General features: G+C 41.6%; 9 protein-coding genes. 7 read left to right on the forward strand and 2 right to left on the reverse strand.

Going from position 1 to position 13,459, the window contains the following annotated elements:
• Complete coding sequence (gene cobU, locus BSCG_RS11885) at window positions 1-510, reverse strand: bifunctional adenosylcobinamide kinase/adenosylcobinamide-phosphate guanylyltransferase (protein ID WP_008024847.1); 510 nt, start codon at window positions 508-510, stop codon at window positions 1-3.
• Window positions 511-646: 136 nt separating this feature from the next.
• On the opposite strand from cobU, the gene BSCG_RS11880 reads away from it, so the two are divergent.
• Together BSCG_RS11880 and BSCG_RS11875 are read left to right on the forward strand one after the other, a co-directional pair.
• Window positions 647-3,403: an outer membrane beta-barrel protein gene (locus BSCG_RS11880; RefSeq protein WP_008776276.1), complete on the forward strand. Its 2,757-nt coding sequence runs from the start codon at window positions 647-649 to the stop codon at window positions 3,401-3,403.
• A 52-nt stretch (window positions 3,404-3,455) separates the two neighbouring features.
• Entirely contained in the window at window positions 3,456-4,088 is a 633-nt protein-coding gene (locus tag BSCG_RS11875; protein ID WP_004313556.1) for an AAA family ATPase, read from the forward strand.
• 94 nt (window positions 4,089-4,182) lie between these two features.
• Here BSCG_RS11875 and BSCG_RS11870 read toward each other — a convergent pair whose 3' ends face one another.
• A complete protein-coding gene (locus BSCG_RS11870; protein ID WP_008641106.1) occupies window positions 4,183-5,847 on the reverse strand; it encodes a putative transporter in 1,665 nt (554 codons plus the stop codon).
• A gap of 269 nt (window positions 5,848-6,116) precedes the next feature.
• On the opposite strand from BSCG_RS11870, the gene mutA reads away from it, so the two are divergent.
• The 5 genes from mutA (at window position 6,117) to BSCG_RS11845 (ending at window position 13,296) form a co-directional block, all read left to right on the forward strand.
• On the forward strand, window positions 6,117-8,018 hold the full coding sequence (gene mutA / locus BSCG_RS11865) for a methylmalonyl-CoA mutase small subunit (RefSeq protein ID WP_004312399.1): 1,902 nt from the start codon (window positions 6,117-6,119) through the stop codon (window positions 8,016-8,018).
• A gap of 1 nt (window position 8,019) precedes the next feature.
• Window positions 8,020-10,167: a methylmalonyl-CoA mutase gene (gene scpA / locus BSCG_RS11860; RefSeq protein WP_004299440.1), complete on the forward strand. Its 2,148-nt coding sequence runs from the start codon at window positions 8,020-8,022 to the stop codon at window positions 10,165-10,167.
• A 227-nt stretch (window positions 10,168-10,394) separates the two neighbouring features.
• On the forward strand, window positions 10,395-11,015 hold the full coding sequence (locus BSCG_RS11855; RefSeq protein ID WP_004312400.1) for an RNA polymerase sigma-70 factor: 621 nt from the start codon (window positions 10,395-10,397) through the stop codon (window positions 11,013-11,015).
• A gap of 119 nt (window positions 11,016-11,134) precedes the next feature.
• Window positions 11,135-12,118, forward strand: coding sequence for a FecR family protein (locus tag BSCG_RS11850; RefSeq protein WP_032849561.1), 984 nt, complete (start codon window positions 11,135-11,137; stop codon window positions 12,116-12,118).
• A gap of 32 nt (window positions 12,119-12,150) precedes the next feature.
• A complete protein-coding gene (locus BSCG_RS11845; RefSeq protein ID WP_008776280.1) occupies window positions 12,151-13,296 on the forward strand; it encodes a hypothetical protein in 1,146 nt (381 codons plus the stop codon).
• Window positions 13,297-13,459 lie beyond the last annotated feature (163 nt).

Raw genomic sequence — 13,459 nt, forward strand, 5'->3', positions numbered from 1 at the left:
TTATTTTATTTTTACGGGAATACCACTTGCCATGAGATATACATCGTCGGCATGCGATGCGATGTATTGATTGGTCCAACCTTGCAAGTCTGTGAATTTACGTTGCAGTTTGTTCTCGGAAACTCCCCCCCAACCAATCTCATTAGTTACAAATATGAAAGTGGCGTCCTGCTGGGTAAATTTGTCGAATTCTTTTTTGACGGCTTCCAATGAGGAGGCAACATTAGAATCAAACTCCATAAAGAAGTTAGTGCACCAAAGAGTTACACAATCTATCACTACGACTCTGCCCGCTACATTGTGACGGCTCAATTCTTTTTCTTCTTCTATATTTGTCCATTCAGGACCGCGGTTCTTTTGATGGCGTTCCACCCTTTTTCTGAATTCTTCGTCCCATATCCTGGCAGTGGCCAAGTAAACCGGTGACGTAGTAAGTTCATGCGCTTTTTTTTCCGCGAACGAACTTTTACCGGATCGTTGTCCTCCTGTGATTAATATAATCCTTTTCATTAAGTTGCTGATTGAATAATGGATGGACAAAGGTATAAAAAATAACTCTGGGATTAAACGTTTTACGTAAAAGTTATTAACTTTGTCCCGATTTGTTTTAGATCAACATAAATATCAGACTTAACTACTATTGGATATGAACGCTTGTAAGTTAGTGGGATTGCTTTTGCTGCTACTTTGGGGACATACTACTTTGTATGCTCAACAAGTGAGAACTGTGCGAGGAAGAGTGCAGACAGTGGAAGCCGGCAGTAATGAGAAGCGGGCATTACCATCTGCCAGCATTGTTATTTTGGCGAAAAGCGATTCTGCTTTTATCAAGGGAATAACAAGTGATAAGAATGGGCGTTTCGTTCTTAATTATCAACCGCAGAAGAAAAAGAAATACCTGTTAAAGGTCTCTTTTATGGGAATGCAATCTGTATACCGGGCACTGGAAGACTCTGTATTGGTGAATATCGGTACAGTGGTATTGAAAGATGATGATATTCAGATTAGTGAAGTGACGATAACGGGAAAATTGCAGGAAGTAGTGATGGAGGGAGATACTACGGTTATCAATGCTGCCGCTTTTAAAACTCGTGAAGGAGCTTATCTGGAGGATTTGGTGAAGCGTGTTCCCGGATTGGTATATAATAAGAAAGATAATTCGTTGACATACAACGGACAGCCCATCAGTGAAATCAATGTAAATGGCGAAGCCTTTTTCTCCGGAGATAAAAAGACGGCACTCGAAAATCTGCCGGCAGATTTGATTAGTAAGTTGAAAGTGTACGATAAAAAATCAAAAGAAGAAGAATTTACCGGAATTAGTTCAGGAGAAAAGAAATATGTACTTGACTTGCAGACTAAGGATGAATTGAATAAAACCTGGCTGACAAATGCCACTGTGGGATATGGAAACAATCAAAAGAAGGATTTGGAAGGGCAGGTGAATTATTTTAGTAAAGACGGGGAAAATCTTTCTTTCATAGGACGTTCCACCAACCGATATCAGAATAGCACTTACAAGGATAATATTAATAATTCGGTGGGAATGAATATGACTCATAAATTCGGAAAGAAGTTTTCTTTGACCGGAAGCATGAACTATAATCTCAATCGGAACGGAAATATTTCTTCCATGTATCAGGAGCAATATTTAACTGCTGGTAACCAATATTCTGCGTCCACTAATGAAGGTAACTCTAAAAGCCGGTCGTTCAATTCTAATATCATGGGTAGTTGGGAAGTGGATAAACGTACACGCATACATTTTAACGGTGGTTTCAGCTTTTCTCCTAACCGGAATGAAAGTAATAGCCAGAATGCTTCTTTTGACGCTCCTCCTAACGTCAATCATGAAAGCTTGTTCGATGATTTTGAATCGATTTCCCAAGATATCAAAGTAAATCGTAGTGAAAACCGGTCGCGTTCGGAAGGACAATCGAACCGTTATAATTGGATGATGGGGATTATGAGGCGGCTGAATGAAAAAGGTACAACTTTAGGATTGAACATTCAAAGTTCGGATTCTTGGGGGGATAATGAAAGTTTTTCGCTTTCAAAAACTACTTATTTCCGTCTTAAAGATAAGCAGGGCAACGATTCTTTACTTTATCGTAACCAGTATTTGAAGTCACCCCAGAAAAATAATTCGTGGCGGGTAGGGATTAACTTCACCCAACCTATCGGTAAGAAAATGCATATTCGTGCAGCGTATAACTGGAACACTCATTATGAACGCGATAATCGCGACACTTATGAATTGTCTTCTTTGGCGAAGTCGGATGTTTTTGGTGAGTTGCCTCCTGACTATGAAACGGGGTATGTAGATAGTTTGAGTAATCGAAGTCATAGTCGTACTAATGGACATGATCTGAATGTAGGCTTCAATTACTCTGATGATACATGGATGGTGAATGCATCATTAGGGATTACTCCGCAAAGGCGAACCATTGAACGGAAAATGGGGAAACTGTATGCGGATACCACTGTGCATACTATCGACTTTCAGCCTATGATATGGCTGGCCTGGAAAAAGAAAGAGGCACGAATTACTTTCAATTATGACGGTAGAACCCGGCAACCTTCTTTATCGGACTTAATGCCACTTACAGATAATAGTAATCCATTATATATTACTCGAGGGAATCCGGATTTGAAGCAAATGTTTGCTCATAGTATGCGTATAAGCTTTCAACATTCTAAAAAAGGCATATCTGCGAATCTTGGAGGACAGTTGGAACAGAATAGCGTTACACAAGTAATGATATATGATGCACAGACTGGCGGACGTGAGACATATCCTGTCAATATAAACGGTAACTGGAATGTGTATGGAAGTGCTAACTGGTGGAAACGTTTAGGACATTTCTCTTTACGGTTGGATATGAACGGTAATCATAGTAATAGTGTCAGCATGATTAATGAAGATAGAAGTCTTGAGCCGGTGAAAAGTACAACGCGTGACACTGGCTTGAATTGTGAAGCGAATGTTTCTTATCAGCCTGCCTGGGGAGGTATTGACTTCTCTACTTCCTGGAATTATCAGTATTCGCTCAACTCTGTGAATGATAACAATACATATACCCGTTATTATAATTTCCGTTTGGAAGGATATGTTGATCTTCCTTTGGGCATACAATTACGGACGGATGGGGCTTATACTTTCCGTAATGGTACGAATATCCGTAAAGGAGAAGATGATGAGATGTTATGGAATGCGAGTGCTACCTGGAGATTCTTGAAAAAGAAAGAAGCAGAACTGTCTGCTTATTGGGTAGACATTTTAGGAAAGAGGAAAAGTTATAACCGTATGGCAACTTCCGACGGCTTTTATGAGTATCGTACGCAGGAAATAAAAGGGTATTTCATCGTTACTTTCAAATATAACTTTCGTTTGATGATGTGATTTTTAGAAAAAAGTCGTATGTTTGCTACAGAACCATAAAACAAAATGTACTATGAGCGGTAATTATGTTATCAACATCGGTCGGCAACTAGGTAGCGGCGGAAAAGAAATAGGAGAGAAGTTGGCAGCCCGTTTGGGGATTGACTTCTACGATAAAGAATTGATTAATCTGGCTTCTGAAGAAAGCGGGTTGTGCAAAGAATTTTTTGAAAAAGCGGATGAGAAAGCTTCGCAAGGTATTATTGGCGGATTGTTCGGCATGCGTTTCCCTTTTATCAGTGAAGGAGCTATGCCATGTAATAACTGTTTGAGTAATGATGCCCTGTTTAAAGTGCAAAGTGATGTGATTCGTCATCTGGCGGCAGAAAAATCTTGCGTCTTTGTCGGACGCTGTGCGGACTATATTCTGCGTGAACATCCCCGTTGTGCGAATGTTTTTATTTCGGCCTCTAAGGAAGATCGTATTGCGCGATTATGCGCCATGCATCATATTGATGCGGAAGCTGCAGAAGAAATGATAGAAAAAGCGGATAAGAGACGTTCGGAGTATTATAATTATTATAGTTATAAAACGTGGGGAGCAGCTGCTACTTATCACTTGTGTGTCGATTCTTCTTCTTTGGGAGTTGAAGAGACAGTTCGGTTTATAGAAGAATTTGTAGTGAAGAAACTACAGCTTATATAATAGGCGTAGAAGAAGTCTATAAGAAAAAGAAATAAAGCCGGTATATTCCATTGAAGGATATGACCGGCTTTATTATTTATAAATAAAACATGATTTACATCATCGTTAATAATATCATCTGCCCCGTCAGAATACGGAGGAACATGGATAATGGGTAAACTGTAGAATACCCTACTGCCGGAGCATCTCCGGATGTTGTTTGATTGGCATAAGCCAATGCGGGCGGGTCGGTATTACTACCGGCTATCAATCCCATCAGGGTGAAGTAGTTTACCTTATAATATAATCTTGCGATAGCACCGATTATAAGCAACGGGATAACGGTGATAAGGAAACCACAACCTACGTATAGTAATCCGTCACCTTCAACTACCGTTTGCACAAAGTTGGCTCCGGCATCTATACCGACACTAGCAAGGAAGAGCACGATACCGATTTCGCGAAGCATCAGGTTAGCGCTCATGGTTGTATAAGTCACTAAATGGAGCTTATGACCGAAACGTCCGATAAGAATAGCTACTACCAGCGGTCCGCCTGCCAAACCTAATTTCAGAGGAGTCGGCATACCGGGGAATGCTATAGGAAGGCTACCCAGGAGAATTCCTAAGAAGATACCAACGAAAATAGTCACAATGTTCGGTGTGTCCAGACGTTTTAACTGATTACCCAAAACACCTGCCACACGTTCAACTGCATCTTGCTGACCTACCACCATTACACGGTCACCTACCTGAAGTACCAGATTTGGATCGGCAAACAAGTCCATACCGGAACGGTTGATGCGGGTAACGTTCACTCCGTACATACTACGAAAATGCATAGATCCTAAAGTCTTTCCGTTGATTTCCGGTTTAGTCACCAGAATACGGCGGGAAACCATGGGAAGGTCTTGTTTCTCCCAGTCGAGTTCCACTTCTTTACCGATAAATACGGTAATTGCAGGAGCATCTTCTTCTGAACAGACAATGAATAATTGATCCCCCATATTGAATATGGTTTCATGGTTGGGGATACTTACATGACCTTCATGACGAATACGGGAACAAACGAACTGGCGGCCTAAAAATTCCTTGATTTCAATCAAAGTTTTTCCGCTGATTGATTCATTGCGTACTTCCAGACTCATCATGTGAGGTTTGTGATGTGCATCTCCACTTTGGATTTTCAGACTTTCTTCCTCTTTAGCCATATTGACACGGAAGATGTAACGGATAGCAATGATTGAACCGATAATACCTACCACGCCCAGCGGATAAGCACACGCATATCCCAGTGCGATTTGTGGACCAGTGTAATTAAGCTGGTTCAATGCTTCATTGGCGGCACCAAGTCCCGGAGTGTTTGTGACAGCTCCATAGAGGATACCTACCATCATCGGCAGTTCTACTCGGCCGTTCCAGAGGTAGTAAAGCCCCAGTGCAACGGCAATATTTAACACTACGATGCCTACAGCCAACAGGTTCAATGTCATTCCTCCTTTTTTGAAAGAAGAGAAGAAAGATGGCCCCACCTGAAGACCGATACAGAATACGAACAAGATCAATCCGAATTCACGGATGAAATGTAGGATGTGTGTATCGGCTGTGAAGCCGAAATGTCCCATTAGGATGCCGGCAAACAAAACAAATGTGACGCCCAAAGATACTCCGAATATCTTTATCTTGCCCAAATACACTCCGGCTGCCACTACAAATGCGTAGAGAAGCACGATGTGAGCTACGGAGCTGGGGTCCCACAATAAACTTTGTAACCAATCCATAATATAGCAGTTTTTATAATGTTTTTCTAAAAACGAGTGCAAAATTACTCATAACATTGGAGCTAATCAAATAAAAGAAGAACTAAAAATGAAGAATTTCTATGCAGATTGTATGCACTTGACGAATCGGGGCGTCCTGTGCGAATTTTCCCTAAAAAAGAGATTCGTTTTAACTTATTGGTTATATTTGCAGGTCGAACGACTGACATTTAGAAAGAGATAGATAAAAATAAAGACAATATTAATCTTGTTTTAATTTTAAATAAACTATGGCAGACAAAAAAGAAAAACTCTTCTCAGACTTTTCTCCTGCCTCCACCGAACAATGGATGGAGAAGGTTACAGCCGATTTAAAAGGTGCTGATTTTGAGAAGAAGCTCGTTTGGAAAACAAACGAAGGGTTTAAAGTGAAACCTTTTTACCGGATGGAAGATCTGGAGGATTTAAAAACTACTGATGCACTTCCTGGAGAGTTCCCTTATTTAAGAGGAACTAAAAAAGACAACAATGCATGGTTGGTTCGTCAGGAAATTAGAGTAGAATGTCCGAAAGAAGCCAATGCGAAAGCACTGGATATCCTAAATAAGGGTGTTGACTCACTTTCTTTCCATGTGAAAGCAAAAGAACTTAATGCGGAATATATTGAAACACTGTTAAGTGATATTCAGGCAGAGTGTGTTGAACTGAATTTCTCAACCTGTCAGGGGCATGTGGTTGAGTTGGCTAATCTGCTGGTAGCTTATTTCCAGAAGAAAGATTATGATGTGAAGAAACTGAAAGGTTCTATCAACTATGATTTCTTCAACAAGATGCTGACTCGTGGCAAGGAGAAAGGTGATATGGTACAAACAGCCAAATCTTTGATTGAAGCCATTCAGCCGCTTCCTTTCTATCGTGTGCTGAATGTAAACGCTTTATCATTGAATAATGCAGGCGCTTATATTTCTCAGGAACTGGGTTATGCTCTGGCTTGGGGAAATGAATATATGGGTCAATTGACTGATGCCGGTATTCCTGCTGCCATAGTAGCTAAGAAAATCAAATTTAATTTTGGTATCAGTTCCAATTATTTCCTTGAAATAGCGAAATTCCGTGCGGCACGTTTGCTTTGGGCAAATATTGTAGCTTCTTACAATCCTGAATGTGTGCGTGATTGCGAGAATAAAGGTCCTAACGGAGAATGTCGTTGCGCAGCAAAAATGGCGGTTCATGCCGAAACTTCTACTTTCAATCTTACTTTGTTTGATGCACATGTAAATCTGCTTCGTACACAGACTGAAGCCATGAGTGCTGCATTAGGAGGCGTAGACTCTATGACGGTAACTCCGTTTGATAAGACTTATGAGACTCCGGACGAGTTCTCAGAACGCCTGGCTCGTAACCAACAACTGCTGCTGAAAGAAGAATCTCATTTTGATAAAGTGATCGACCCTGCTGCCGGTTCTTATTATATCGAGAATCTGACTGTGGCTATTGCAAAACAGGCTTGGGAACTCTTCCTTGCTGTAGAAGAAGCAGGTGGCTTCTATGCGGCATTGAAAGCAGGAACTGTTCAGGCTGCTGTGAATGAGAGCAACAAAGCTCGTCATAAAGCAGTTGCACAGCGTCGTGAAGTGCTGTTGGGTACCAACCAATTCCCGAACTTCAATGAAAAGGCTGGCAATAAGCAACCTGTTGAAGGTAAGTGTTGTTGCGGAGGTGACTCTCATACTTGCGAAAAAGAGGTGGATACTCTGGTGTTCGATCGTGCTGCCAGTCAGTTTGAAGCATTGCGTCTCGAAACAGAAGCATCAGGCAAACGTCCGAAAGCGTTCATGTTAACCATCGGAAATTTGGCAATGCGTCAGGCACGTGCTCAATATTCTTGTAACTTCCTGGCTTGTGCCGGTTATGAAGTAATTGATAATCTGGGATTTGAGACAGTAGAAGCAGGAGTAGAGGCAGCTATGGCTGCAAAAGCTGATATTGTTGTTATCTGTTCCAGCGATGATGAATATGCTGAATATGCAATTCCTGCTTTCAAAGCACTGAATGGTCGTGCTATGTTTATCGTTGCCGGTGCTCCGGCTTGTATGGACGACCTGAAAGCTGCAGGTATCGAAAACTTCATCCATGTTCGTGTCAATGTATTGGATACCTTGAAAGAGTTTAACGCTAAACTATTGAAGTAAGATGAGAAAAGATTTTAAAAACATCGATATATATGCCGCATTTCAGCCGACTAATGGTGCTGAATGGCAAAAGGCTAACGGTATCTCCGCTGACTGGAAAACACCGGAACACATTGAAGTGAAGCCTGTTTATACAAAAGAAGACCTCGAAGGAATGGAACACCTTGGCTATGCTGCCGGACTTCCTCCTTATCTGCGCGGTCCGTATTCAGTAATGTACACTCTTCGTCCCTGGACCATCCGCCAGTATGCCGGATTTTCTACCGCCGAAGAATCAAATGCATTTTATCGCCGTAATTTGGCTGCCGGTCAGAAAGGTTTGTCAGTGGCATTCGACTTAGCTACTCACCGCGGTTATGACCCCGATCACGAACGTGTAGTGGGTGACGTAGGTAAAGCCGGTGTATCTATCTGTTCATTGGAAAATATGAAAGTGCTGTTCGATGGTATCCCATTGAACAAGATGTCTGTGTCTATGACAATGAATGGAGCTGTACTTCCGATTATGGCATTCTATATCAATGCCGGTCTGGAACAAGGTGCTAAACTCGAAGAAATGGCCGGTACTATCCAGAATGATATTCTGAAAGAATTCATGGTGCGTAATACTTATATTTATCCGCCTGCATTCTCTATGAAGATTATTTCAGATATTTTCGAATACACTTCGCAGAAGATGCCTAAGTTCAACTCTATCTCTATCTCCGGTTATCACATGCAGGAAGCAGGCGCAACCGCGGATATCGAGTTAGCTTATACATTGGCCGATGGTTTGGAATATCTTCGTGCAGGAACGGCAGCAGGCATTGATATTGATGCATTTGCACCGCGTCTGTCTTTCTTCTGGGCGATTGGAACCAATCACTTTATGGAAATAGCCAAGATGCGTGCTGCACGTATGTTGTGGGCAAAGATTGTGAAACAATTCAATCCGAAGAACCCGAAATCACTGGCGTTGCGTACTCACTCGCAGACTTCAGGCTGGTCACTGACCGAACAGGATCCGTTCAATAACGTAGGACGTACCTGTATTGAGGCTATGGCTGCAGCTTTGGGGCATACTCAATCTTTGCATACCAATGCATTGGATGAGGCTATTGCTCTTCCAACAGATTTTTCCGCACGTATTGCCCGTAATACACAGATTTACATTCAGGAAGAAACTTACATCTGCAAGAACGTTGACCCATGGGGTGGTTCTTACTATGTAGAATCTCTGACGAACGAACTGGCACACAAGGCTTGGGAGCATATTCAGGAAATTGAAAAATTGGGTGGTATGGCGAAAGCTATCGAAACAGGTATTCCAAAGATGCGTATCGAAGAAGCTGCTGCACGTACACAGGCTCGTATCGACAGTGGTCAGCAGACAATTGTCGGTGTGAACAAGTATCGTTTGGAAAAAGAAGCTCCGATTGATATTCTTGAAATTGATAATACTGCAGTCCGTCTTGAACAGATCGAAAACCTGAAACGTTTGAAAGATGGACGTAACCAGGCTGAAGTGGACAAAGCATTGGCAGCAATTACCGAATGTGTGAAGACTGGCAAGGGTAATTTGTTGGAATTGGCTGTGGAAGCAGCTCGTGTTCGCGCAACATTGGGTGAGATTTCTTATGCTTGTGAACAGATAGTAGGACGTTATAAAGCAATAATTAGAACGATATCAGGCGTGTATTCATCAGAAAGTAAAAACGATAGCGACTTCAAACGTGCTTGTGAACTGGCCGAGAAGTTCGCGAAGAAAGAGGGACGTCAACCTCGTATCATGGTTGCAAAGATGGGACAGGACGGTCACGACCGTGGTGCTAAAGTCGTAGCAACCGGTTATGCTGACTGTGGCTTCGATGTGGATATGGGACCGTTGTTCCAGACTCCGGCGGAAGCTGCTCGCGAGGCTGTTGAAAACGACGTTCATGTAGTAGGTGTTTCTTCACTGGCTGCCGGACATAAGACATTGGTTCCGCAAATTATTGAAGAACTGAAGAAACTGGGTCGCGAAGACATTGTAGTGATTGCCGGTGGTGTTATTCCTGCACAAGATTACGATTTCTTGTATAAGGCAGGTGTAGCTGCTATCTTCGGTCCGGGTACTCCGGTAGCGAAAGCTGCTTGTCAGATTCTGGAAATCCTAATGGATGAAGAATAAGGAAAACTTTCTTATTGACAGATTGTATATGCAATAAGTGGGAAACCATGAATTAATAGAAAAAAGGGTCAGTAACTGACCCTTTTTTTGTATCCTATTATTGAAAACTTCCTTTTTGGCGTTTTATAAAAAAGTACCTCAAATTTGATTTATTGAAAAAATATTCATAATATTGTCATCACTTTGTTAACTGTTGACCCGTACCTTTGCGCATAAATTTCTAAACTATGGTAGATTTCATGGATGATAAACAATTATTGGGAGAGCTGAAAAGAGGCAATAATGCAGCTTTTGAGTTTCTGTTCAAGAGTTATTATCCTCGTTTGCGAGGGTATGCTATTCGTTTTATAGAAGATGAAGAAACGGTTCGTGATATTATTCAAGAGTGTTTCTTACGATTTTGGGAACGTCGCGAAATGTTATCTGCCTTCTCACTTACTTCTCTTCTTTTTTCTATGGTCCGCAATGGATGTCTAAATTATCTGAAGCATCGCTCGATTGTTGAAAAGTACCGGGTGGAGTACTTGGCAAAGGTGGATGGGGAAGAAAGACTCTACTATGCAGACTTTATGCAGGATGCAGAACATAAATTATTATACAAAGAATTGCAGGAGCAGATTGCCCTTGTGCTTAATCAGTTGCCGGACAGGTCGCGTGAGATTTTTTTGTTAAGCCGTTTCAGGGGATTGAAGAACAGAGAAATCGCAGAAAAACTACAAATATCTACCACAGCAGTCGAAAAGCATATAGCAAGGGCTTTGCAATATTTCTCCCGGCATTTCAGCGAACGCTATCCGGTGGATCTGTATATAGTGATATTGGCATGGCTGATGATGGAGCAGAAATAATCAATGCACTCTTCGATTATATAAAGAATAAGAAGCAGGAAAGTTTTTTTCTGCTTTTTTTGTTTCAGAGGTTGGGTAAAAGAAATATGGGTTGTTACATCTTATAGAAAGTGAATATAATGAAGCAAGAAGAAAATATCCGTGAATTGGCTATTCAGTATTTTGAAGGACGCATATCAAGAGCTGACGAAAAGAATCTGTTCGAATATATCGAACAGGTGGAAGGTGGCTATGGCAGGTTCCGTCAATGGGAGAGAGAATGGATGAATCACCGGAATACCGATTCGGAGACAGATGCCGAATGGGAAGCTTTGAAGCATAAGATGTATACGCAGGAAGCGATTGTCCCGTTATTGAAAAAGTCGAAACCTGGTATATGGAAGATAGCCCGTATCGCTGCCGTTATAGCATTGATTGTCGGTACTACGTTGGGTATTCAACAGGCTATTTACTTGTTTACGCCAAAGACTTTTTTTGTTTGCGAAGCTCCGTTGGGGGATAAGAGTAAGATACAGCTTTCGGATGGTACAGTTGTATGGCTGAATGCAGGTTCCGTATTAAAATATTCGAATCATTTTAATACAGCCGACCGGGTGGTGGAGCTGGAAGGAGAGGGGTATTTTGAGGTGACTAAACAGAATGGAAAGCAATTTACAGTAAAGACGCATGAATATGATGTGGTGGTAAAAGGTACGAAATTTAATGTATCTGCCTATTCAGACGATTCGTATATAACAACCACCTTGCTGGAAGGAGCAGTAGAGTTGAATTATAAAGAAGATCAGATACGGATGTCTCCGGGAGAATCTATTTCTTTGGATTTGGTAACAAGACAGTTGAAAGGAAAGAAAGTAAATGCACGTCAGGCAATGGCGTGGGCGGAAGACAGGATTGAATATGATGACATTACGTTAGGAGAGATGGTGAAGAAGCTTTCACGTCAGTACGATGTGCATATTCAGTTAGAGTCGGAGAAATTGGGCGATATGAAGTTCCGTGTTTCGTTGCGTAATAAAGAGACAATCGTAGATGTAATGGATGCACTGAAAGAAATCATACCTATCAAAGTAGAATATAAGGAAAAGGATATATATATAAGATAAGAACTCAATGTTTAATTGTAAAGAAATCAAGTATGAATATTACTCAAATAGGCAGATTTGGGATGCTGTTGATGATGGCATCTGTTGCAATCTCGTGTTCTGACCCTAATCCTTTGGACTCATACACTCGTGTTCCGTTCGAAAAAACGGAAACGGATGACGGAAATGGTGATGGTGACGGAGACGGTGCCGGCGGTTTGTTCGAGAAAGGAAACGGAACGGACAGCAAACCTTATATGATAATGAATGCTACGCAGATCAGAAATATGCGTAGTGTGTTGAAATCGGGAATGAAAGTTTATTTCCAGTTAGGTGCTGATATTGATATGGCAGGCATTGATGACTGGCAGTCGTTGAATGGTTCCGGTGATTTTCCTTATGAAATAGATTTTGACGGAGACAGCCATGTCATTAAGAACTTCAAATGTTCTGCCGGTGATTATCCAAGTTTCTTCGGAGTATTGTGCGGTGATTGTCGTAATGTGGGCTTTGTGAATGCTTCTGTATCATCTGCTCGGCAGGGGATTGGAATTATTACCGGTTATCTCGGACTTAAAGATAAAGGTAACGGAAATAAGACAGGAAGAATTGTGAACTGCTATACGACCGGCGAAGTAATCGGTTCTGGTGCGGCAGGTGGAATAGCCGGTGTATTGGCAAATAGCTATGATGGGCAAGAAAGTTATATAAAGAACTGTTATTCAAATGCAACGGTCAGCGATCAGGCGGCAAGTGGCGGAAAAGCAGGCGGTATTGCCGGACGGAAAGTAGGTGTCGGCGGATTTATTGAGAACTGCTATGCATACGGAGCAGTCAGTGCAACTAAAGGAGGCGTAGGCGGTATTTTGGGACAAATCGACAAAAGTTGTGACATTGCTATCAAGAACAGCGCAGCATGGAGTAACTTGACCGGAGTGGATGCTTCGTCAACCGTAGGACGCATTGTTGGGGTCTCTGCTTCATTAGGCAGTTATGAGAATTGTTACGCCTGCGAAAGTATTGTACTCAAAGTGAATGAAAAAACGATTACCGCATCAGACGAATCATCAGCCACGGGAACAACTTTTCACGGAGTGGCGAAGTCAGCGGAAGAACTGGGGAATATCATCGTAGCCTGGAATCCGAATCTTTGGAAAAAAGGAACGAACGGTTATCCGATATTCCAGTGGTCTGAATAAATAAAGCCAGTCGATACAAAAAAGCAGAAATAATCTGCTTTTTTGCTTTTATAGGGGTTGGGCAGATGAATGATGAGTTGTTTTATCTTATAGAAGCGATTCAGAGAAATACTACAATCGAATATATATATCCTTAAATATAAATCACTTTAAATTGTAACAA

It is taken from the genome of Bacteroides sp. 2_2_4 (assembly GCF_000157055.1).
Taxonomy (GTDB): Bacteria; Bacteroidota; Bacteroidia; order Bacteroidales; family Bacteroidaceae; genus Bacteroides; species Bacteroides ovatus.